A 23033-nucleotide genomic window follows, 5' to 3' on the forward strand; every position below is an offset into this window, starting at 1 on the left:
CCGCCTTCCAAACGGCAGGCACCCGTAGCTCAGCTGGATAGAGCACCAGACTACGAATCTGGGGGTCGGGCGTTCGAATCGCTCCGGGTGTGCCATTTTCCTTCCTTGAACATTTGAACCGAGCCCCTTTCGGTTTTTCCGGGGGGATTGGGTTGACCCTGTTCGCGCGCGTGTTGAACACTGTTGCGACAAGCAACTAAGTGTGGGGACTCTTATGCGTTCGTTTTGTGTCGCGGCTGGAATGGCCGTGCTCGCCACTGCCTTGCCGACGGCGAGTGCGCAGGACATTCCAATGGCCGGATGGACGGTCAAGGTTTCCCCCAACAGTATCTATCTGACACGACCGGACCTGCCGGGAATCAATGTTGGCATCGTCAGCGATGTGCGGCCAAACCTGACGCATGAGGAAAAGTTTGAATATGTGAAGGGTTTTTTCGCCGGGCGGGCCGATTGCCCATCCTTGGCGAATGCCGAGACAAAAACCTCGTTCGCAGGCTTCTCCGCGCGCAGCGGGGGACCGGTCGCCAGATGCACCCTTCTCTCGATGGGGCATTGGGAAGCGGGGGGATTGCAAAGCGCGCTGATTCTTGATGAGGCCGTCAAGGAGGACAAGATACTGGGTGGCGTGCCGTCCGGGCCATCGACGATGAGTATTTCCGTGCTGTCCAATAAAATCATGCAGGAGGTCATAGAGTACCTGATGGGCCGCGCTCAGGTTTCCGAAGCCGGCATGACGGGCGACCAGGTGCGGGCCGCCATGAGCGCTCAGGGGCTGGGAAAGCGTGTATCGCCGGATCGCAAGCCGGTTGGCATGGTGCGCATGATCGACAGCGGCGGCTTCGACGCGGTCAGCTTTGCGGGCAAGGACGAAACCCAGACTTTGGTGCTCTTCCCGAAGCGATCGCAGGACTTTGCTGCAAGCGCGATCACCTGCACCAACTGGGATGCGGCGCTATTTGACCCTTATGAGGTCGAGTCACCGTGGAAGGTCATGCTCGGATGCGAGCGGTATTTCTGGCGCGGATCTGCGGATGATTTGGACATGAAGAGTCTTTCAAGAAGCTCGGACTGGACGGGCGCTTCCTTCGAGCGGGGGCGTTTCACTTACCGAAAGGCCGAAACCTATCGGAAGTTTGCAAAAGGGGAGTTGTTGGACCTGCGGATCGGTATTGGCCGGGCGCGCTTCGATGAGGTTTTAACCGGGAACCTTCCCCTGTCCGAGCTTCAGCCGCGGGACATCCTTTTCCTGCCGGATGGACGGTTTATGGCCGGGCATGTGCGCGCGTCATCTCTTCCCGGTGGCGGCACAGAAGGGCCCGTTGCGGGGCAATACTATTTCGATGGCCATGTCGTGACCCTGCTGCTGGACACAGGCGAGGTGGTTTACGGCCATGCTGGCTGGTTTCCGGGTGAAGGGGCAACGGGGCAGGACCACAGGGCCGTCGTGAATATCAATGGCTGGGTGTATACAAGTTATTGCCGAGACATCTGGAAGAACTGTTGAGTGCAGGGCGGGCTGTTAGAACCCCGCCGCGTCGCTCTGGTTCATGCTGCGATATTCGTCCCGCATGCCAATATAGAGACTGAGACAACAGGTCAGCAGGATCAGCGTAAACGGCAGGGCCGCCGTGATTGTGCCCGCCTGCAGTGACTGCAGCGCATCCGTGCCGCCGCCATAGAGCAGGGCCGATGCTGTCAGGCCGATCAAGCAGGCCCAGAACACGCGTTGGCGCCGGGGAGAATCTGTCTTGCCGCCGCTGGTGATCGTGTCGACGACCAGTGCGCCGGAGTCTGCCGAGGTCACGATGAAGACGACCAGCAGCAGGATGGCTGCGGCTGACGTGATAGCCGAGAAGGGCAGGTCTGCCAGCATCTGGAACAGGACGAGAGACGCGCTGCCCATGCCCTCGCCGAGTTCGCCTTCGCCGGTCTTGAATTGGGCGATCGCAGTTTTGCCGAACGCGGTAAACCAGATGATGCCAATTGTGACGGGTGCAAACAGAACGACCGCAAAATATTCGCGCACTGTCCGCCCCTTCGAAATGCGGGCGATGAACATGCCGACAAAGGGCGACCAGGAAATCCACCAGGCCCAATAGAATATGGTCCAGTCATGAAACCAGGCGATGTCCGGCCGCCGTATCCAGTTGGTGAGGGCGGGCGTGTCGGTGATATAGGCGAGCAAATTCTGGCCCATACCGGTAAAGATCAGGATGGTTGGTCCGGCAATGATCACGAAGACGAGCAGGGCAAAGGCGATGCCCATATTGATATTGCTGAGCAGTTTGACGCCGCCATCAAGACCGCGAAGAACGGACAGGACTGCAAGCCCTGTCATCACGACAATAAGCAGGATCTGGATGCCGACATTGGGCTCAAAGCCGAGCAAGTAGGCTAGCCCACTGGTCGCCTGCGTTGCGCCGATGCCGATGGTCGTTGCGAGGCCGAACACAGTCGAGACAACCGCAAACAGGTCGATGATATGCCCCGGCCAGCCCCAGACCCGCTCACCGAGCAAAGGATAGAAAGCCGAACGGATGCTGAGAGGCAGGCCCTTATTGTGCGCAAAGAATCCGAGTGCGAGCCCGACAATCGCATAGATCGCCCAGGGCGCGAGCCCCCAATGGAAGATCGTGGCGCTATACGCGAGCCGTTCCGCTTCTGCTGAAAGCGGTTCGGCATTCAGCGGCATGCCATACCAGTCAGTATAATAAGCAAGCGGTTCGGCTGCGCCGTAGAACATGAATCCGACACCCACGCCGGCCGCGAACAGCATCGCCACCCAGGACATGATACTGAAGTCCGGTGTCGCGGTCGGTCCGCCCAACCGGATTTTTCCTAGTGGACTGATGGTGAGCGCGATGCAGAAGCCGAATACGAGCACGGCGGTGAGTGCGAAGAGCCAGTCAGCGCTTTGCAGCGTCCAGGTTCGGGCCGCTGTCAGATACTCCGCCGAAACTGTCGGAAAGAGCAGCGTGAGGCCGGAAAAGACGATGATCAGTCCGGCGCTCAGGAAGAAAACAGGATTGTGAATATTCAGCCCGGCGACCTCGATATTGTCCTGCCCGATCTCGTAATCGGTTTCGTAGACAAAAAGGGCTTCTTCGTCCTCGGGAATCAGGTCTGACGGCGTGTCGGGGGCTTGTGTGTCCATGCCGGGCTTGTGCCGCAAATACGTCGATTATCAAAGCATTGTTCTGAGGAAACTGTCCGCGCCATCGTGAAGAGTGAGGGTTTGATGCAACAGTTTGCATAAGATTCCCGTAGTTACCCGACGAATAGCTGGGCGAAACCTTTCTATCATCGAAATAAAAATGTACTTCGGAACCATCGAGCAGCCATGTGTACCGAGCCGCGCCGCTTATTCTGGCGCGCCATGGCTGGAGACGACCCAAAGGGAACACACATGAATAGACTCAAGTACGGGGCCTCGCTGATTGCGATGGCTGGACTGGTCGCGCCGATTGCATTGGCGCAGGACGCTCCAGCGGAACCATCGAGCGCGAAACGGCTTCAAACAGTGACCATCACGGCGACCAAGCGCTCTGAAAGCGCGCAGGACGTGCCCGTCGCAGTCACGGCGCTCGGCGAGCAACAGCTCAGAGAGCTCGGCGTCAAGAATTTCTCGGACTATCTTGTCCAGCTGCCTGGCGTTACGGCAGGTGGTTCCGGCCCCGGCCAGAATACCATCTATATTCGTGGTCTCGCATCCACTACGCCAAACCTGACGGTTGCCGGCGTCGCTGGTCTCGCACCCAATGTCAGCTTTTATCTCGACGAGCAGCCGCTGGCCCAACCGGGCCGGAATTTGGACGTATATGCGGCGGATATAGAGCGCGTGGAGGTCTTGTCCGGACCGCAGGGCACGCTGTTCGGGTCAAGCTCGCAGGCTGGTACGGTCCGCATGATTACCAACAAGCCGTCCTTCAGCGGCTTTGACGCCGGCTTCAATGCGTCCACCTCGTTCACTGATGGCGGTGAGATGAGCAACAGTGTCGAGGCCATGATCAACGTGCCCGTCAATGACAAGTTGGCGCTGCGCGGGGTCATCTATAATGACACTCAAGGCGGATATATTGACAATGTCGGTGGCACTCTGTCCGTGCGTGACTCCGCCCGGTTTCGCTCCGAAGGCACTGTGCGCGCCAATGGCGTGCCGGTCAGCGCTCAGCGCGAGGGCTTCCAGGCAGGCGCTGATTTGTCTGGCGTCAATTTTGTTGACGCGAACAACAGCAATATTGTCGAGAATGACATCAATGATGTGACGTATCAGGGCTTCCGGCTGAGCGGCATGTACCAGATCAATGAAGACTGGGACCTGCTGATCACGCATGCTCAACAGCAGATTGAATCGGATGGCGTGTTTGCCGCCGATCCAGATCTCGATGATTACGACATCGTTCGCTTCACGCCGGAAAATATTGAGGACAAGTTCCACAATACGTCCTGGACACTCGACGGCCGTATCGGCGCGCTTGAAGCGCTGTACACCGGTGCGTACACGGATCGCACAACCGATCAGACGGTTGACTATTCCGACTACCTGTTTGTTGGCCAGTACCTGCCATACTATATCTGTGACTACTCGGTCACCTATCCGGCGGGTGCGCCGACGGGCAATTGCTACGCGCCGAACCTGTTCGTGAACTCACACAGTGAGACGAAAGTGCAGACGCATGAGCTGCGCTTCAATACGCCGAGCGAGAATCGCTGGCGCGCCACCTTCGGCGCCTTCTACAGCGATCTGGAGCTGGCTGAGCGTAATGACTTCGTCTATCCGGGCTCAACGCAGGTGGCCTATACGGATGGATCGATCGGCTTTGCCCCGAACTATCCGCTGACGCAAACGGACGTAACAGGCGAAATCGGCAGTGCGTCCCCTGGCTACTACAGCGTTGCCGGCCCGTTCCCGGAAGGCGTTATCTTCCGAAACGATATTCTGCGCACCGATCAGCAGATGGGCCTCTTCGGCGAGACCACCTTCGACATCTCTGACCAGTTCGCCATCACGGCTGGCGCACGATACTATGACGTCGAAGTCGACCTTGAAGGAAGTGCCAACTCGTCGTTCTTCAACCTGTTCGCAGATACTGACCAGCAAGTGTTCGGTACGAACATTTCGGCCATTTATGGTCCGAATGGACCGGCTGGCGCGCCGGACAAGGCTTCGACCGATGGCATGATCTACAAGCTGACCGGGGAATGGACGCCTACCGAAGATGTCATGTTCTACGCGACATATTCTGAAGGGTTCCGCGCTGGCTTGCTCAACCGTCCGGGCGGCGCGTCTGGCCCCGGTGGCTATACCGTGCCGTACGCAGTCGATACCGATGAAGTGAAGAATTACGAACTGGGTTGGAAAACCGAGCTGTTCGATAATTCCCTGCGCTTCAACGGCTCGGCCTTCTTCGTCGATATTGAAGGCCTGCAGACAACGATCTTCGATCCGTCGATCGTGAACCTGTTCTTCTCCGACAATGCCGCGAATGCTGAAATCCAGGGGCTTGAGGGTGACTTCACTTGGGCGCCAGCCTCAGTAGACGGCCTGACGATTGCGGGTGCGTTCTCGCTGCTCGACACCGAGATCACCGAAGTGCTCGTGCCGACAGATGATGTTGTGGAAGGCTCTGACCTTGCCTTTGCGCCAGCCTATCAGGGCAATCTGCGTGTCCGGTATGAGTGGGACCTCGAGCAGGAGGTGGCTGGTCAGCGCCTTACAGCGCACGTCATGCCACAGATCGTGTTCTCGGATGACTCCGTCAGCGATGTCATCGAAATCAATAAGATGGATCTTGATGGCTATGTTACGCTCGGCGCGACATTGGGTGTCACGGCTGACAATTGGGGCGCTGAACTGTTCGCGTCGAATTTGACGAACGAGTATGCTGAACTCAGCGGCAGCTTCGTCTACGACCGCGAGCGCATCACGCCGATGCGTCCCCGCACGATCGGTATTCGCGTCTCCTACGACTACTAGGACATACGTCTACTTGATACTGAAGCAGCGCCCTGACAGGTTCAGGGCGCTGCTTTTATTTGACGGGAGCTTCAGCCACCACGATGACCGCTATCGCTGATTCGGACCTCGCCCTGCGGGACGCGCAAAAAGCCATACAGTCTGGCGATTTTGCGGCCGCCCGACAGATCACCGATGCGCTTCTTGCTGGTGAGCCGACTCATAAGGATGCGCTCTACATGGCGGCAGTCTGCGCGCGCTATGACGGACGCAGCGCGGACGCGCTCGCGCATCTGGACGCGTTGAAGTCGGTCTCACCGGATTTCGGCCGCGCTTATCAGGAAGAGGGGCATCTCAAGCGCAAGCTGGGAGATTTGTCCGGAGCGATTGGCGCCTATGAGCGCGCGACTCGCTACAATCCTGCTCTGGTCGCCAGCTGGTCGGCGCTTGCCGATCTGCACCTTCAGGCAGGACATGCCAACGCGGCGACCAATGCGCGCGCGCAGGCAGATCGCGTGCGTGCGCTTCCGCGTGAGCTGCAGGCGGTGACGAATCATATTCATGAAGGTCGCGTCTTCCGGGCAGAGGAAATCGCCAGAGCCTTTCTCCAGAAGCACCCGACCCATGTCGAAGGGATGCGCTTGCTGGCGGATATTGGTTCGCGCCTTGGTGTTCAGGAAGATGCGGAATTCCTCCTGGAAAGTGCCGTCGAACTCGATACGGACAATGTGCAGTTGCGACTCGACTACATCCAGGCGCTACGCAAACGGCAGAAGTTCGCAGACGCGCTGGAGCAGGCCAGAGTTTTGATGGCGCGCGATCCGGACAATCCGTTATTCCAATCGCATTTCGCAATCGAGAGTATGCAGGCGGGTGATTATGAAACCGCGCTGGACCATTTTGAACGGGTGTTGCAGAAAATTCCCGGTGATCCTGCGACGCTTGTCTCGCGGGGACATGCGCTCAAAACTTATGGTCGAACGGAAGAGGCGATCAGTTCGTACAAGGCGGCAACCAATGTGGCGCCGGGGCAGGGGGATGCCTGGTACGGTCTCGCAAATCTCAAGACCTACACATTTGGCGACGAGGAACTCGCCCGCATGCAAACCCAGTTTGCTGCGCTTGATATTGACCATATGTCTCGCATTCATATCGCATTCGCGCTTGGCAAGGCCCATGAGGATCGTGGCGATCATGACGCTGCATTCCTCGCCTACGCGCAGGGCAATGCGCTCAAGCATCAGACGGTGCGCTACACGACCGAACAAATGCATGCTGAATTTGATGCGCAAAAAGCAATCTGCACGGCCGGTCTGTTCGAAGCCCAGGGCGGAAAGGGGTGCTCCGCGCCTGACCCGATCTTCATTCTCGGCCTGCCGCGCGCGGGCTCTACTTTGATCGAGCAGATTCTCGCCTCGCACCCCGACGTGGACGGAACGCTTGAGCTTCCCAATATCCTGTCACTTGCTCATCGCCTGCGGGGGCGCAAGCAGCTGACAGACCGTGAGCGCTACCCGCGTATACTGCACGAACTTCCGGCCGATGAGCTGTCTGCGCTCGGCGAGGAGTATATTGAGACGACACGCATCCATCGTCAGGGAGCGGCTTTCTTCACTGACAAGATGCCGAACAATTTCCGACATATCGGCCTGATTCATCTGATCCTGCCCAATGCCAAGATCATCGATGCGCGGCGCGACCCAATGGATTGTTGCTGGTCGGGCTTCAAGCAACTCTTCGCGGAAGGTCAGGAGTTCACCTACAGCCTGGGTGATATCGGAAACTACTATCGCGGCTACGTTGATTTGATGGCGCATTGGGACAGCGTGCTTCCGGAAGGGCGAATCCTGCGCGTTCAGCACGAGGATGTTCTGGAAGACCTGGAAGGGCAGGTGCGGCGAATTCTCGACTATTGCGGCTTGCCCTTCGATCAGGCCTGTGTGGATTTTCACAAGACTGACCGGGCCGTGCGCACGGCCAGCTCCGAGCAGGTTCGTCGTCCGATCAATAAAAGCGGGGTTGAGCAGTGGCGCCCTTATGAGGCACACCTTGATCCACTGAAAGCCGCGCTGGGACCCGACCTCGCGCCCCAATAGGAGTCGCCAGGTGAGCACACGGTCCGATGATGCCTTGATCGCGCTGCGTAAAATACAGCGCATGACAGAACTGGCGTCCAAGCGGCTGGCTCAGACGGCGGGCCTGACTCCGTCGCAAATGACGGTCTTGCGCATGCTCAATGAACAGGGCGAGATCTCCGCAGGCCGGGTGGCAGAGGCAACACAGCTGAAGCATGCCACCATCACCAGCCTTGTCGACAAGCTGGAGGCACGCGGCTTGATCGCGCGTCGGGCGCGTTTGGCTGAACCTGCTGCCTGCGGGTAAAGAGGCTCTGTCGGTTGCGCCCGACCCGCTGCACGAAACATTCGCTGCCGGATTCGACAAACTCCCTGACTGGCAACAATCCATGCTGGTAGCTGCTCTTGAGCGCGCGGCTGGCCTGCTTGATGCCGAAGAGCTCGACGCTGCGCCCTTTTTGGACGTCGGAGAACTGGGATAAGCGTCACACGCAAGTTTGCGATTGCAAATCATTTTCACCAATGCTAGGTCGCGCTCTTACCCGCATCGGGCAGATGACGTGAATGAGGGCACCCTATGATTGCGACGAATCGGATCGTACTTTCCATTTCCGTACTGGCAGGCGTATTGCTTGCTGCGTGTACGACGCTGCCGGCGCGGTCTGATATTTCCAATGTGATATCGCATCCTGCGGCGACCGATTTGAGGGATCCTCTGTTCCAGGCAGATCGTGAAGCTATCCTGGCGATGGCGGGAAACTACAAGGTGAAGTTCGACTTCAACGAAACCGTCGCCTTCGACGATGACTATTTTCTGAAGCCTCGCAAAGTGTCTGGTGGGGATGAAGTGGTCCTCGTTGTCGAGGATCGCGGAAACTTCATCAGCCTACAGCATATTCTGGTCGTAGGCGGCGAGCACAAGATGGCGATCAAGCACTGGCGTCAGGACTGGCAGTATGAGCCTGAGCGTGTGCTGATATTCATTGGCGGAAATGCCTGGGAGTGGCGTGACGTTCCAGCATCCGAGCGAGGCGGTACTTGGTCTCAGACGGTCTACCAAGTCGATGATGCGCCGCGATACGGGGCTGTTGCGACATGGTCGCATGAGAATGGGATTGCCACATGGCAGCCGCCACATGAATGGCGCCCGCTACCGCGGCGCGACATGACCACGCGCGATGATTACCATGCCATCCATGCGATGAACCGACACGTCGTTACAGATTGGGGTTGGGTGCATGAGCAGGACAATGGAAAGCTCGTTCTGAGCGGTAGTCAGCCACACATGCTGGCGCGTGAAACCGGCCTGAACACATATCGCCGAGATAGCGACTTCGAGACCGAGATTGCAACGGATTACTGGAGCGGCACCGCAGACTTCTGGGCTGGCGTTCGCGGAGAATGGGACAGGATTGCCAATCAGAACGAGGCATTTGCCGTCACGATCAAGGGCGAGACCGAAGCGCTCTATATGCCTCTGCTGACCCTCGCCGGTGAAGTGGCGGATGGCAGCAAGGGGAACGAAGAGGCGGTGCTGGAGGCCAGACAGCTGATCGAAAATTTCACAACCAGCGACATTGGCGCATTGGCTGACCGGCTGCGTCCTGCGGACATGGATACAGCCGAAACAGACTGAGTTCGTCTATGGTTTGAATGCCGCGATCAGATCTTTTTCTGATTGACTCGTTCGGACAGTTTGGCGGGGCTTTCCTTGCGTTCTGAATAGCGGTCAACAAGATGGTCTGCACGGTCCCGGGTCAGGAGCGTGAACTTCACGAGTTCTTCCATCACATCGACAATTCGGTCGTAATATGGCGAGGGGGTCATGCGGCCGCGTTCGTCGAATTCCAGGAATGCTTTGGCGACAGACGATTGGTTTGGAATGGTGATGAGCCGCATCCAGCGTCCCAGAATGCGTAGCTGATTGACGGCGTTGAAACTCTGCGACCCGCCACAGACCTGCATGACGGCCAGTGTCTTTCCCTGGGTAGGGCGGACGCCGCCGAGAGAGAGGGGAATCCAGTCGATCTGGGTTTTCATGACTCCCGACATTGCACCGTGCCGCTCCGGTGAACACCAGACCATTCCTTCCGACCATACGACGAGGTCTCGCAATTCCTGTACTTTTGGGTGGGAGTCCTCCGCCCCATCGGCGAGCGGGAGACCATCGGGATCGAACATGCGCGTCTCGCAGCCGAGCTTTTCCAGAATGCGAGCGGCTTCCTCATTTGCCAGGCGGGAATAGCTCCGCTCCCGTAAAGAACCATGCAGAAGCAGGATACGTGGCTTGTGTGTGCTGAGCGCAGGAGTCAGGAGGGCGTCTGGGTCGGTCTCGCGAAAACTGTCTTCGTGAAGGGCAGGAAGGTCATTCGTGGAGGTCATCTGTGTGTTGGTCTTTCTCGGGCAGATCAGTTGATTGCTCCACTCATGCAAACCTGTTCGCGTTCAGAATTGAGGCTTTGCGTGAGAGCTCTCTCAAGTTTCCGGGAACGCATTGCGGGTGCGATTGGCGAAGGCTACCAGCGACAGCATGACCGGCACCTCGACCAGCACGCCGACAACTGTGGCGAGCGCCGCTCCGGAATTCAGCCCGAACAGGCTGATCGCCACCGCGACGGCCAGTTCGAAGAAGTTGGACGTGCCGATCATGGCGCAGGGCGCGGCGACCTTGTGTGGCACTTTCCATGCCCAGGCGGCCGCGTAGGCGAGTGCAAAAATACCATAGGACTGAATGAGAATTGGTACGGCAATGAGCGCAATGACCATCGGTTTCGCCAGGATCGTTTCGCTCTGGAATCCGAACAAGAGTGTAACGGTGGCTAGGAGGCCGATCACCGACAGGGGTTTGATACGGCGCGTGAAGGCGGTCACCAATTCCTCACCCCCGCGCTTCTTAAGGGCATTGCGAGCCAGAATCCCCGCCATCAGGGGAACGACCACATAGAGCGCAACCGACAGGAGCAGCGTCTCCCACGGCACGGCGATATCCGTGACTCCCAGCAAGAAAGCGACAATCGGTGCGAAGGCAAACACCATGACCGCATCATTCACACTGACCTGAACCAGTGTGTAATTCGGGTCGCCACGTGTCAGATGTGACCAGACAAATACCATCGCCGTGCAGGGGGCAGCGCCCAAAAGGATGAGGCCGGCAATATAGCCTTCCGCGTCTCCGGGGGGGATGAACGGCGCGAAGACATGGCGGAAAAAAAGAACGCCGAGGGCCGCCATCGTGAAGGGCTTGATAAGCCAGTTCACAACCAGTGTGATGATCAGCCCCTTCGGTTTCTCACCGACGCGGCGCATGGCGGAAAAATCCACGCCGATCATCATGGGCCAGACCATGGCCCAGATGAGCAGGGCGACAGCGAAATTCACATTTGCATATCCGAAACGGGCAAGTGCTTCGAACGCGCCAGGCACGATCTGCCCCAGGCCAATCCCAATCGCAATGGCGAGTGATACCCAGATAGAGAGGTATCTTTCGAATAGTCCCATGAGTATGCCCCCGCGTCTTGCCCTGTCGGCGTTCCGGTATGGGCAAGTTAGTACGGCATACGACATTGTTCAATAATTCATCGAATATCTTTTTCTTGCTCCGCAGGAGTGCATTTGTGCGGGGGCTTCACGTCAAACGCTGTTTTGAGGCGGCGCATTTTCCGGGACTGAAAACGGGGAATGGCGCACCGGAGAGGGTGAAAGTGGGCACTGCTATGTGCTTGTAATAGTCAGAAAGGTTGACTTTAAAGAAGATGGCGCCTGCTTCTGACTAAGACTAACTATCCGACAACCGCTTAATCCACCTTGGATAACCAAAATAATCTGATGCTTAGGGCCTGCAATTGATGCACGGATTTCTGACAGACCCCGACGAATATCTTTATCACTACACGCGAGCAGAAGTTGCGGCTGATCATATTTTGCCAGATAAGACGCTTCGTTTTTCTCCTCTTTCAAACCTGAATGATCCGCGTGATGCGGGCACTCGGCTGTTCAGTATCAGAAGTGGAGCGATCACACCCGAATACGATCACGCCGATGTGCATGCACGATTAAATTCTGAAATTGTCCGTCCCTGCGTCATCGCAAGCTTCACTATCGATTCCCCGGCTGCGGTCATGCGGCGGCGGCCAGACGGTAGTGAGCCCAATCCAATTTTGGCGCTCCATGAACGTGGATTCGCGCGTCCCCGTATGTGGGCTCAGTACGCCGAAAATCATACAGGCGTTTGCATAGTGCTTCGGCGCAACGCCTTGGAAGATGCGGTAATGGCGTTGGCGAGAGCAACTGCGGCTATCGTCGTAAAAGGGCCAGTGACTTACCAAAACGCCGGTCTTCCGTCCCTTGGTCCCACAGATCCTTTCGCTATCTCGAAAGACAATTTCAATCGACAGGGATTCAGCCAAGCGGCGGACCGTCATTTCGACACGCATTGGCGCGGTTTATTCTTCGAGAAGAATGCTGATTGGGAGAGTGAACGTGAGTACCGAATACTAGTACGAAACGAAGTCGAGCACGATGCCGCGCTATTTGTCTCAATAGAAGCGGCTTTGGTGGGGGTGGTCTACGGCGAAAAGATAGCGCGGGGACATTTGGCCACTATTGCGCGTAATCTTCTCGACACAGATATTCAACTGGCAGAAGCGCGTTGGCAAAACGGAATTCCACAAATCACTCCAGATAATCCGAGAGCACTCTTGCAGAGAATGAATGTCCTCGACAATGGAGGCTAAGGACGAACTGATTTGTTCTACTAATTTCCGGCATCTTCCCCTTGTCGATGCAATCGATCTTGTTCATATTTTGTTCTATACGCTTGAAGCGTTGCTGGCATTGCATCGAAGGAACATAAAGATGATGACACATACCGTCAGTTGCCCGCGTTGCGGATTTGAAGTTGTACTATCAACTAAGGGAAGAACAGTGACTGCGGTTGACTTCATGCTGCAGAACGCCGTGTGCATCTATCCCGATCTAATGACGGAAATTGCTTGTCCACATTTGCAAGAGGAAATGGCCCGTCCTAAGCGCGGAAGCAATCTGGCGCGAAGACCAGCTTAGTTACTCGCCACATTGGGGAATGACGTACCGGTGAAGGTGAAGATGGGAACGCCTATCTCAATGTCGTTGAATGATTTACGCGCTGACATATCAGAATCTAGGTACATTGACGAAAACAAGAACGTCGCTCCAGCAATTGGAACCTCAAATGGAAGCTGGTGAAATCGTCACGCGGCTGCTGGCCGGTAGGGTTATTTCACCCTTGCAGGCACAGCCGCCCTCGTCGCCAGGATTTTATGCTTGGTGGTGCCGCAGCGATAGACTTAAAGATGCCGATCTGCAGATTCCGCTAGAGGAAAGGCCTCCTGTGCAGTCCGGCTGGTCACTACTTTACGTCGGCATCTCGCCTAACAACCCAAACAGCCGACGAAACATCGCGGTCCGTCTGGCTAAGGATCATACTGGGGGGAGTATTGGCAGTTCCACTTTCCGGCAGAGTGTTGCAGCTCTATTGATGGAGCGTTTGACGCTTCAGCCCCTTAAGGGGGGTGATCGATCCCGGCTTGTTTCGGAAGAACCGCTATCACGATGGATTGAAGCATCCTGCGGAGTGACGTTCGCTTTGGCGGAACGACCTTGGAAGACGGAAGCAGATGTCATCAGATTCCTCAACCCTCCACTCAACATCAGCAAAGGAACTCATCCATTTCGGCAGGACGTGAGAGATCGCCGAACAATGCTAAGACAGGCTTGCGGAGTTGCATGATAATTTAGGCCCTCGCACAAACGCTGCTTCCGTGTAGCCAATCGCGTCAGGTGAATTTCTAGGGGGGGTGATCGCCTACTACGCGAAGTGGCGCGCCCATTGGGAATCGAAACGCGTGGAAGCATGGAAAGTACGCATCTCGGGCTAAAGGTATTCGAGCGCTTATTCCCGTCGCATCGCTATAGGAGTTGCTTATTGTAGTCGCCATGCAGCCCTAAGAGGGTTTATCCATTTTTAAGTCTGTATACGGTAGAATGTTTCGTATTTGAATAATTGATAAGATGCTTGGCAGCCAAGTTTGAGAAGACGCGGGTGAATTAGTCGGGAGCGGCTATCCCAAAAGCAGAATTGAGCTTGAGTGCACTTTTGAACGCCTCGAGTTTGACTTTATCGGTTGCAGCAAATGTTGGTTGGATCTGTATGGTCTTTCCGACAAACGGCTTGAGTGTTGTATCCCATCCTCCGAGCAAATTCTTTTCCGCTAGGACGGAAACTGCGTCTGGGTTAGTCTGAACGACTAAATCAGCATCGATTATCATAACTCTACTATCGAAAAGCGCGTGATGGTTCTTGCACAGAGCTAATCCGTTCCAATCATCATCCGATCCTTTGGGATGGTGGACAGGAATGATGTGAGCCGCGTCCAATATGGATAGCTGAACTCCACAAATCGCGCATTTATTCCCGTAGAGCGCCAACACATTCTTTCGAAATTTTGGGTGACGATGGAGTCGGGTTCCTTGTATTTCTACACGCTTTCGCTCGACATCTTCCAGCGTGATGACTTCGCCCGGCTTTGGTGTGAGCACCTGTTCCAATTCCGGTGATTTCAACAGAATGAACTTAGCTCGATCCTCGCCAACGACTCCGGCAGTATCAGCTTCGATGGATGTACGTATGAATTTATCGAGGTTATTTGGGTGGATGGCTGCTCTGACTTCGACCGCACCACCATGTAGTTTTCGAGTGTCAATTTCCCATCCAGATATGGTTGCGGCTTCAATCATACTGCCTTTGAACTGCAGGTTTTTACTATAGGCGCAATCTTGATGGTACTGAACCTCCCAGAATGTGAATATGCCAAATAGCGGACTAAATCCGCACACAAACGTTGGAATATTTGCCAAATCGAAATGTTGCGGGCTCCCGCCACCACATCCTGGAATAATGATCTGGATCTTGTACTCATCCGGAGGCCGGCCGGTGGCTGAAGCGTCCGGTGTTGTGGTCCAGAGATACAGCCGGACCTTAGGGCCATCACCTAGCGTAAATTCAACGGGTTTGGGCGCGGTTTCACTAGGCTCAAACATCGCGGAGGGAAGCGCTGATTTGAGCGTAGCGAGAAGGCGTTCTGATGTCATAGCAACCATTGCGTTAGTCGCAGTGATTCTCTTGGGTGCGTCAATTTTCTTTCTTAGCGCGATTTCTTATCAGCGCAGAAGGTGGATGTTACTTGGCCACTCCCATTTCGACTTGTATGGCGTTCCACAGATCTTTCACCTCCGCATAACTGTATGCCACTGCGGGATTGGATGATGCTACCCGACGCATCACTTCCGCGTAGATGCCCTGGAGCCCTTTGTTTGCGATTTCCGGCTGGTCCGCGATTTCTTTGACGGCCGCTTCCAAGTCGAAACTCCTTGCTTTCAATGCCTTCCTTTTGGCATTTTTAGTCTTGGCTTTGCGCAAATTGAAAATGACATCAAAATGCGCGACGTCCTCCATGCCGGAGCGTCCCTTGTATCCCTTATGGCTTTGTTGGGCCCGATCGAGCGAAGAGGCTTCGTGAAATTGGAACCCGGCTTCTTCTGCGGCTTGGTGAATGGCCTCCCAGACATTTGGATCCGTGTTGTTGAAGACAACGGTTGCCCAACCGCCAGGCTTCAAGACCCGAAACGCCTCCTGCATTGAGGCCAACATCAACGACTTGTAGTCCGCGATTGATTTGCCGCCTCGATCAACGCCAAGTGACTTATTGACGACAGCTTCCAAAGCTGGATCCGTTAAGTTGCCCAGCCATGACTCCCAAATAAAATTGCAATCAGAGTAGAAGATGTTCGATCCGAATGGCGGATCCGTGAACACATAGTCGATCGAATTGTCTTCAATTCCGTTCAGAGATGAAGCACTCCCGGTTATTATAGTCGGGGCTTCAATTTCTTCTGGCTTAAACGCGCGATAGTAACGTTGAAGTTGACCAATCTTGTTCCGCATTACATCGAGTACGTTTGCTTCTGAAGACAATTGAGGCACATACAATGTGCCGGTTAGTGGTCTTTGACCACCACGAGCGTTGAAGCGACGCATTTTGGTGCCGTGCCAGGCAGTGTTCGTAAATGCGAACGCAAGTACCCGCTTCAAGCGGTCGTCAGTCTCCTTTAGAATGGCACGCCATATAATGGCGAGAGCTTTGAGGTTGCGGGGCGTGTAGAAGTCTTTCAGGTCGTTAATGCCACGCAGGTGGAGCGCGCATCGTATGTGCATCTCTCGATCAGAGGCTAAGCTGGTAGTAGGGTACCAAGCGTCTATTTCATCAAAGTGTGTGGAAGTTGCTTGGGCAATGTCGAATGCAGTCGGGGCACGCTGCTGCAGGGGGCCGCTCGGACTAGCATAGCAAACCCATGAAGGCTCTGACCCCAGATCTACCAACGCGGACCTTTTGATCTCAACAGCGCAATCTGGACAATTCAACGTGGTGCCTATTTTTCCGGTTTTCTTGTCAATTGCATCCCACAAAAGAAATTGACGTTCGCAATGTGGGCACTGATGTTTGCTGCTCCACATCATCCAACGAAGCACCGCTGGCTTTCCATCATCCGATTCCGTGGCGTAGAGGCTGTCCAAATCCTCCTTTACCTCTGCCTCCAGTCGATTGAACGCTGCTTTCAATGCAGTTGGGTCACACGGGCGAGTATGGTTCCAGGCCAAATGTGCTGCAGCAGGAGACAGGTCATTCAAGATTGCTCGTCTTCCCGCCAGTGCACACGCGACACCCGTCATTCCTGAACCGGAAAACAAATCAAGCACTACGTCTCCGGGCTTCGAATAGTGCTCAAGAAATGGAGTTATCGCTTCGGGGGGCACCTTAGTGTGATAGCTATGGGCAGTGTAATAGGTGCTATTCTTCTTCCCTTTTGTGGAAAGTGGCCCTATTGATTTAGATGGTGCGGTCGGGTTCGAAGTTTTGGGATAGGCTTCAGGACAGCCCAAGTACCCTGCTAAAAAGTCGGAGTCACTTTCACCTTCTTGCGCAGCAAGATACGTCCATTTGCCATTCTCTCTTTTGGCTCCAAGTTTAATCAGCGCACTCTCGATACTCGGCATTGTTATGCCGATTACGGACAAATCCCTTTCCAAGAGATTGCGAATTACTCGGGAATAAACCTCGTCCAGCGGTAGGCCCTCAGGGTGGGTGGGGGCCTCAAAAGCGGACCGAGTCAGATCCTCTATATCGCCATCCTTTAAAGCAGCGGGCAGTGCAACTTGAGTCAGCTTGCTCTTCTTTTCTAGACACATAACCAGATCAAGGGTGGTAACCCGTTCTTTTCCGCTGACGCCCTTGACTCCTTTGATGGATGGCTGGCCCTTGTTCAGAATGTGCGCACTTTGAATATTATACCCGGCCGCTTGCACCGACTCGCGAAGAACTTCCCAGACCTTGTCGTTCGAGTTTGAGAACGCCAACACAGCCATACCGCTAGGCTTCAAAACTCTAGCAGTTTGTTCAAAAGAACGCTGCATAAGTTCGCCATAATCTGCCAGTGACTTGCCGCCTGAGCTTGTGCTTCTGTGCTTGTTTACGACCATCTCGGCCGATTGATCGGTGAGTTGGCCCAGCCAAGCCTCCCAAAGCAGAGAAGCATCTGCATAGAATATGTTCGACCCAAAAGGCGGGTCCATGAAAACCATGTCTACCGTGCCATCCGCCACGCAACCAATATCGTCTGCCGACCTTTGAAACACGTCAGCATATACGCCACCTGGTTGAAATGACTTGTAGTACCGCAGAGCGTCGGCGGCTTTGCGTTTAAATAGGCTCCATACGTTCCATTCATATCGAAGGGACGAAATGTACAGCGTTCCAGTCATCACATTTGTAGGGCGTTTCGCGTTCCACTGGTACCGCTTCGATGCTCGATTTACGCAAGCTGTAAATGCAAACATCAACGCTTCTCGGGCGCGCTCACTTTCGATCGATAGAATCGTATGTCGGAGAGCAGCAAGTGCATGTAGGTTCCGAGAAGTGAAGAAAGCAGTTACGCTGTTGACCCCCATTTTTTGGTGGCCCGCTCGCCACATTTCCCTTTCGCTAGTAAATTTAACGTCCGGTACCCAATAGGGAATAGGTGTCTGATTTGATGCGGAAATTAGATCCAGTTCGGCTTTGGTGGTTTCATGAGATTGAATATTTCTCCCTGAGGCCGACGTATGAGTCACAACGGGCTTTTCACCAATCCAATTCAGAGAAGATTTTTCATGCTTGGACGAACATCGTGGGCATTCGATCTCTCGTCCGATTCGATTTTTTTCTCGCTGTACAACGTCCCAGAACAAGATCTCTCGCTTGCACGAAGGGCACAAGAACACATCACTCCACGTCGTATACTCGATAGTTCTTGTGTCTCCAGGTACTCGATAGAGCCACTCCATTGTGGGTCCAATGCGTTCCGCCACGAGTTGAAGGTTGCGCTCCAGGTCTTCCGGCGGGCAAGGAGTGGTATAATTTTTTGAAATGTGCACAGCAGCTGGAGACAAATCTGAAAGAAGCGCGTTCCTCCCAACCGAAAGCGCAGCAACACCTGTCATACCCGAGCCGCAAAAAGGGTCGTAAACAAGCTCCCCCTTGTGAGTGAATGCTTCGATAAAAGGAGTGATTGCTTCAGGCGGGACCTTTGTGTGGTAACTGTGAGCTCTGTAGGCAGAAGAGGTTTTTGCAACAGTAATTTTTTCGGGTAGGCTTCGTGCTTTCTTGGGTCGGTCACGCGTCGGCAAGTACACCTTAGCAGGCGCCTGCGGGAGGCAGACTATTTGGTCTTCGGCGGTTCGGCGCACCATCGCGATGGCAGACGCGGTATTGTTTTCAATGTAATGTTCGACATCAGTCGGCAGTCTCCTTGTCTCCAAACAAAGTAGGTCTGTGGGCATCATCAAAATCTGCGACAGGCCATCAATTTGTTCGTGTGTTGGCTGCCTCTTGCCGCTTTCGATCAAGCTCACGAGCGATTTTGTGACGCCAAGTTTCGTGGCTAAATCCGATTGACTCAGGCCCAGATTTTCTCGGCGACTTTGAATTGAAAGAAAACTATTGAACGTCAATTTGAGTTCCGATCCGAATCGATTTTTTCTTGATTTGTTCTTTTGGATAGGGTGTTTACAAGAAACGTCAACGGGGAAAGTCATGTTTCGCTCGAGACCTTGGTCAATAAGCATATCGAACGGCGGAACCGCCTGAGCGTTGAGATTTCTCAAGGTTCAGCCACCTGGCTGAGCGAATGTTGATCGGTCCTATTTGGGCGGGCTCGAACGCGTTGCGAAGGTGCTGGATGTGCCTCTTCGCGATCTTTTCGCGGAGTACGATCCAGAGGTGGGCGAGATTGAGGGATTGCCGCCGGACGGAAGCCCAGCGAAACCTGATTACAGCTAGGGCCGCTTGCCCGCTTCAAGGTGAGCAGAACCACAACTTCCTTGAATCGCACCCCGAAATAAATAGAATACGAATTCTTATTTTATATTAATGAGGTCGAGATGGTGCCTCCGTTCAAGAAATCGAATGGCCGAGGCCGAAAGCGCATTGTTGCCAGTCTGGCTGAGTCAAAGACACTTGCCCTCTACCGGGAAGGGCGTGCGCTTCTGTCTCGGAATGACTTGGACCAGGTGTCGATCTCCCAGGTGTCGAAGGCTGCGGGAATATCCGTTGGAGCCTTCTACGTCCGGTTCAGGGATAAGGACGCATTCTTAGATTTTGTGATCGCAAACACGTTTGCAGAGGCCAGATCTGTTTTCCAAGAACAAGCTGACGTTCTCTATGCACCCAATTTGTCAGATGTGCTTATCCGGCATTTCTCTGATCCTGAGTTTAATGGTATAGTTCGCACAGCCGTCAAACTCGGCTTTTTGGCAGAACGGCACCGCACGCCGTTTGATGAATACCGGGCATATGTCTCTCAGCATCTCGCGGGGTTGTTGCTAGAAGATGCGAAAAAGGGAGAGCGTCGGCAAAGGATTGCCGCTATCGATTCAGCATTGGCAGTTCTTACGTACGCTGCGTTGTTCCCAGATTCGGAAATTGATTTTGGAGAAATCGAAATTCAGCAAGTCATCATAGATTTGTTGTCGGGAAAGTCAGGCAACGTAACACCGCTTCCGGTAAAAAGGAGTTCCACAACTAAACCCAAGAACAAACCCTCCAAATCTCCGCGCGATCCGGAAAGTCTTCGCAAACCAAATTCCGATAAGGTGAAGTCAAAGGGATCGAGTAACGGATTAAAGAAAATCTGATCCCGCAAAGTTTGTTGGGATCGGTTATGTCTAACGATGTTTCAGACAATATAGCGCCACTCGATCCAGAAACCGTTCTGCCAGATGCCGTTCTGGATGACATTGCAGAGCAATTAGGTCTTCAACCGTTTTCAGATAACGTTCGTAAGGATCTGAGAAGTACGGTTCGGCGTTATTCCTTCTACCAGCGTATTTTCGGTTCTCACGAAGCAAACCGAAAAGCGGCTACCGCTGATTACAAGTCTTTCAAGGAAACTGTTTCGGAATTTTGTGCGTTCCTGGAACAACAGGACCAGGACAACCTTGCTTCGGATCTCCACTTTGCAGCCCTTCACAGGAATGCGCCTCTACCGGAGACGAACTTTCCTGAGATTGCGGATTTTGAGAAAACAAACGGAACGCCGTATCTCTTAGAGCTCAAGCGGCTTTTATCTTTGTTAGAGTACGCAACAGATTTAGGACTCGAAAAATCCGCTGTTCCCAGAGGCCGTAAACCCAATCATACCTTAGAGAGTTTAGTGCGGCGGTTAGCTTATGTGTGGGAAGAGCTATTAGATCAGAAGTTCACTATCGATTATCACAAGGGAAGCGGACTAACGCCTGCCTTTGAGTTTGTTCGATTAGTCTTAGAGAGAATAATTCCTGACATTGGTGAAACAGAAATTGTCACGGCCATGCGGACGATTGTTTCCAAACTAAATCAGAAAGCCCCCAATCCCTCACAGGAATAGCCCGCTCTTTCCTACCTTGTTTCCGCCAGCGCCTTTTGCGGCGCTCGCCCCCTCATTCTGCTCTCATGAACTGGCCCGGCAGACCGCCGGTCCGGATCAAGAGTGCAGAGTTGAAAGCCACGAAATCTCCCCGCAAAGCCGATGCCCGGAAGCAGATTGCTTCCGGCTCTCGCGGCGTGGAGATAGAGGTTTTCCCTGATATTCCCATCACTGAAGCGGAACTTCAGATTGTCGAGACCTATCTGTCCGCTATGATCCGGGACTTGCTGGACGAGGCAGAAGCCTCTGAGGAACTGATGGAGGGGTAGTCCATGACGCGGGCGGCAATCTATGTGCGGGTTTCAACAGGGAAACAGGCCGCCGGTGAACTCTCCATCCCCGATCAGGTTCGCCAATGTGAGGCTTATGCCGAGCAGAACGGCTACGAGGTCGTCAAAGTCTATACCGATGCCGGGGTAAGTGCCCGCACTGACAAGCGGCCTCAGTTTCAGGAAATGATTTCTCGTGCCGTTGCGCCGGATCACCCCTTCGATGCCATCCTTGTTCATAGTCAGTCCCGCCTGTTCCGAAATACGAAAGACCTGTTGGTCTATCGCTCGCTTCTGGATGAACGGCACGTCCGGTTCGTTTCGATCACGCAGGATCTGGGCGAAGGTGAAACGGCAGACATTCTGACGACAATGGTTGGCGCGCTGGATGAGTACCAGAGCAAGGAAACCGCCAAGCACGTCGCTCGGTCCATGATCGAGAATGCCAAGCAAGGATTCTGGAATGGAGCCGCTGCGCCATTAGGGTTCCGCACCTATGCCGCCGAAACGCGCGGCGCGCGGATCAAAAAGAAGATCGAGATCGACCCCGAAGAGGCTGAGACTGTCCGGTTGATCTTCAAACTCTACGTCATGGGCGATGGCACGTCCGGTCCGATGGGGGTGAAGCGGATTACGACTTACCTGAATGTGCAAGGCTTCGTAAATCGTCAGGGCAAGCCGTTCCGGGTTCAGTTCATCGACAAGATTCTGAGAAACACGGCATACATTGGCGAGCACTACTTCAACCGGACGGACTCGCGCCGGAAGACACCACGCCCTCGCGAAGAATGGGTTCTCTTCCCGATGCCGCGCATTGTGGAGGATGTCCTGTTCTATGAGGCGCAGGAAAAGCTGGATCGCCAGCATCCGATGAAGACCGCTCCAAGGCTGGTTTCGAGCGACGTGCTTCTGACCGCTTTGGCAGTTTGTGAAGAATGCGGAGCACCTATGCGCAAGCTCTCCGGCAAGAGCGGGCAGTATCACTATTACCGTTGTTCTCGGAAAGCCGATGCCGGGCAAGCAGCCTGCAAGGGCGTGTCGATCCCGATGCAGGAACTGGATGATATTGTTATCGATGCGCTGGAAGGCTCAATCCTTGAACCGAAGCGCCTTCGCAAGATGACGGAAATGCTGCTTGCCCGTGCTCAGGAGCGGGGACGCTCTGCAAAAGAGCGGCGCAAAAAGCTGGATGGCGAGAAGCGGAAAGCTGAGGCCCAGGTCACGAACCTCTACACGATGGTTGGCACTGGCGAGTTGTCGATGGATGGCACCTTGTCGGCACACATCCGCGAACAACAGGATAAAGTTGAGCGTCTGAAACGGCAGATTGCGCTGCTGGATCGGGATCGGAGTGCGCCTGTCGATAAGCTTGGCGACAAGGTTGTTGAGAAGTTCGGGAATGCTGTGTCGCAGGCTCTCAGAAATCCGGACAATCGCCAGTTTGCCAAAGCCTATGTCCGCACACTCGTCAGCAAGATCGAGGTTGGCGAAAAACAGATCAGAATCAGCGGATCAAAGGATGCCATCGCCCATCAGGCTATGTCTTTTTCTGCCAGCGGGGAATTAGTGCCTGCTTTTGCACAGGAATGGCGCACCCAAGAGGATTCGAACCTCTGACCTCTGCCTTCGGAGGGCAGCGCTCTATCCAGCTGAGCTATGGGTGCAAACCGAAGCTGGTGAATACGGCAACCAGCGAGT

Annotated in this window: 17 protein-coding genes and 2 tRNA genes; 13 read left to right on the forward strand and 6 right to left on the reverse strand. The window is 54.6% G+C overall.

Features of this window, described 5'->3' with window-relative positions:
* Positions 1-18: 18 nt before the first annotated feature.
* Both L53_RS14300 and L53_RS14305 read left to right on the forward strand, forming a co-directional pair.
* A tRNA-Arg gene (locus L53_RS14300) sits at positions 19-95 on the forward strand.
* 119 nt (positions 96-214) lie between these two features.
* Positions 215-1504, forward strand: coding sequence for a hypothetical protein (locus L53_RS14305; RefSeq protein ID WP_156947937.1), 1290 nt, complete (start codon positions 215-217; stop codon positions 1502-1504).
* A 15-nt stretch (positions 1505-1519) separates the two neighbouring features.
* Here the strand turns inward: L53_RS14305 and L53_RS14310 are convergent, their stop codons facing one another.
* Positions 1520-3154, reverse strand: a complete 1635-nt coding sequence (locus tag L53_RS14310; RefSeq protein ID WP_084333499.1) for a BCCT family transporter — start codon at positions 3152-3154, stop codon at positions 1520-1522.
* Positions 3155-3406: 252 nt separating this feature from the next.
* Here L53_RS14310 and L53_RS14315 point away from each other — a divergent pair, with 252 nt between their 5' ends.
* The 4 genes from L53_RS14315 (at position 3407) to L53_RS14330 (ending at position 9667) form a co-directional block, all read left to right on the forward strand.
* Complete coding sequence (locus tag L53_RS14315) at positions 3407-5977, forward strand: TonB-dependent receptor (RefSeq protein ID WP_034816951.1); 2571 nt, start codon at positions 3407-3409, stop codon at positions 5975-5977.
* Between the two features lie 83 nt (positions 5978-6060).
* Positions 6061-8052, forward strand: coding sequence for a tetratricopeptide repeat-containing sulfotransferase family protein (locus L53_RS14320; RefSeq protein ID WP_034816953.1), 1992 nt, complete (start codon positions 6061-6063; stop codon positions 8050-8052).
* Positions 8053-8062: 10 nt separating this feature from the next.
* Positions 8063-8338: a MarR family winged helix-turn-helix transcriptional regulator gene (locus tag L53_RS17045; protein WP_051608008.1), complete on the forward strand. Its 276-nt coding sequence runs from the start codon at positions 8063-8065 to the stop codon at positions 8336-8338.
* 270 nt (positions 8339-8608) lie between these two features.
* On the forward strand, positions 8609-9667 hold the full coding sequence (locus L53_RS14330) for a DUF6607 family protein (RefSeq protein ID WP_034816955.1): 1059 nt from the start codon (positions 8609-8611) through the stop codon (positions 9665-9667).
* A 26-nt stretch (positions 9668-9693) separates the two neighbouring features.
* Here the strand turns inward: L53_RS14330 and arsH are convergent, their stop codons facing one another.
* Together arsH and arsB are read right to left on the reverse strand one after the other, a co-directional pair.
* Positions 9694-10413: an arsenical resistance protein ArsH gene (arsH, locus tag L53_RS14335; RefSeq protein ID WP_034816956.1), complete on the reverse strand. Its 720-nt coding sequence runs from the start codon at positions 10411-10413 to the stop codon at positions 9694-9696.
* A 93-nt stretch (positions 10414-10506) separates the two neighbouring features.
* Positions 10507-11529, reverse strand: coding sequence for an ACR3 family arsenite efflux transporter (gene arsB / locus L53_RS14340; protein ID WP_034816958.1), 1023 nt, complete (start codon positions 11527-11529; stop codon positions 10507-10509).
* A gap of 347 nt (positions 11530-11876) precedes the next feature.
* On the opposite strand from arsB, the gene L53_RS16885 reads away from it, so the two are divergent.
* The 3 genes from L53_RS16885 to L53_RS17790 all read left to right on the forward strand — a co-directional run bounded on the left by L53_RS16885 (position 11877) and on the right by L53_RS17790 (position 13798).
* A complete protein-coding gene (locus tag L53_RS16885) occupies positions 11877-12764 on the forward strand; it encodes a DUF2971 domain-containing protein (protein WP_084333501.1) in 888 nt (295 codons plus the stop codon).
* Positions 12742-13092, forward strand: a complete 351-nt coding sequence (locus L53_RS17050; RefSeq protein ID WP_156947938.1) for a hypothetical protein — start codon at positions 12742-12744, stop codon at positions 13090-13092. The genes L53_RS16885 and L53_RS17050 overlap by 23 nt, the downstream gene beginning before the upstream one ends.
* Before the next feature lie 148 nt (positions 13093-13240).
* Positions 13241-13798, forward strand: a complete 558-nt coding sequence (locus L53_RS17790) for a GIY-YIG nuclease family protein (protein ID WP_369794180.1) — start codon at positions 13241-13243, stop codon at positions 13796-13798.
* Positions 13799-14115: 317 nt separating this feature from the next.
* On the opposite strand, the gene L53_RS16600 is transcribed toward L53_RS17790, so the two are convergent.
* Together L53_RS16600 and L53_RS16605 are read right to left on the reverse strand one after the other, a co-directional pair.
* Positions 14116-15159, reverse strand: coding sequence for an HNH endonuclease (locus tag L53_RS16600; protein ID WP_198019826.1), 1044 nt, complete (start codon positions 15157-15159; stop codon positions 14116-14118).
* Between the two features lie 88 nt (positions 15160-15247).
* Complete coding sequence (locus L53_RS16605; RefSeq protein ID WP_156947939.1) at positions 15248-19267, reverse strand: DNA methyltransferase; 4020 nt, start codon at positions 19265-19267, stop codon at positions 15248-15250.
* A gap of 276 nt (positions 19268-19543) precedes the next feature.
* Between L53_RS16605 and L53_RS14365 the strand changes: the two genes are divergently transcribed.
* The 4 genes from L53_RS14365 to L53_RS16890 all read left to right on the forward strand — a co-directional run bounded on the left by L53_RS14365 (position 19544) and on the right by L53_RS16890 (position 22952).
* On the forward strand, positions 19544-20296 hold the full coding sequence (locus tag L53_RS14365; RefSeq protein ID WP_034816962.1) for a TetR/AcrR family transcriptional regulator: 753 nt from the start codon (positions 19544-19546) through the stop codon (positions 20294-20296).
* A 26-nt stretch (positions 20297-20322) separates the two neighbouring features.
* Positions 20323-21027, forward strand: coding sequence for a hypothetical protein (locus L53_RS14370; protein ID WP_034816965.1), 705 nt, complete (start codon positions 20323-20325; stop codon positions 21025-21027).
* 110 nt (positions 21028-21137) lie between these two features.
* A complete protein-coding gene (locus L53_RS14375) occupies positions 21138-21335 on the forward strand; it encodes a hypothetical protein (protein WP_156947940.1) in 198 nt (65 codons plus the stop codon).
* A 3-nt stretch (positions 21336-21338) separates the two neighbouring features.
* Entirely contained in the window at positions 21339-22952 is a 1614-nt protein-coding gene (locus tag L53_RS16890) for a recombinase family protein (RefSeq protein WP_084333503.1), read from the forward strand.
* Here L53_RS16890 and L53_RS14395 read toward each other — a convergent pair.
* Positions 22923-22999, reverse strand: a tRNA-Arg gene (locus L53_RS14395). The genes L53_RS16890 and L53_RS14395 overlap by 30 nt on opposite strands.
* Positions 23000-23033 lie beyond the last annotated feature (34 nt).

The organism is Hyphomonas sp. L-53-1-40 (assembly GCF_000682775.1).
Classification (GTDB): domain Bacteria; phylum Pseudomonadota; class Alphaproteobacteria; order Caulobacterales; family Hyphomonadaceae; genus Hyphomonas.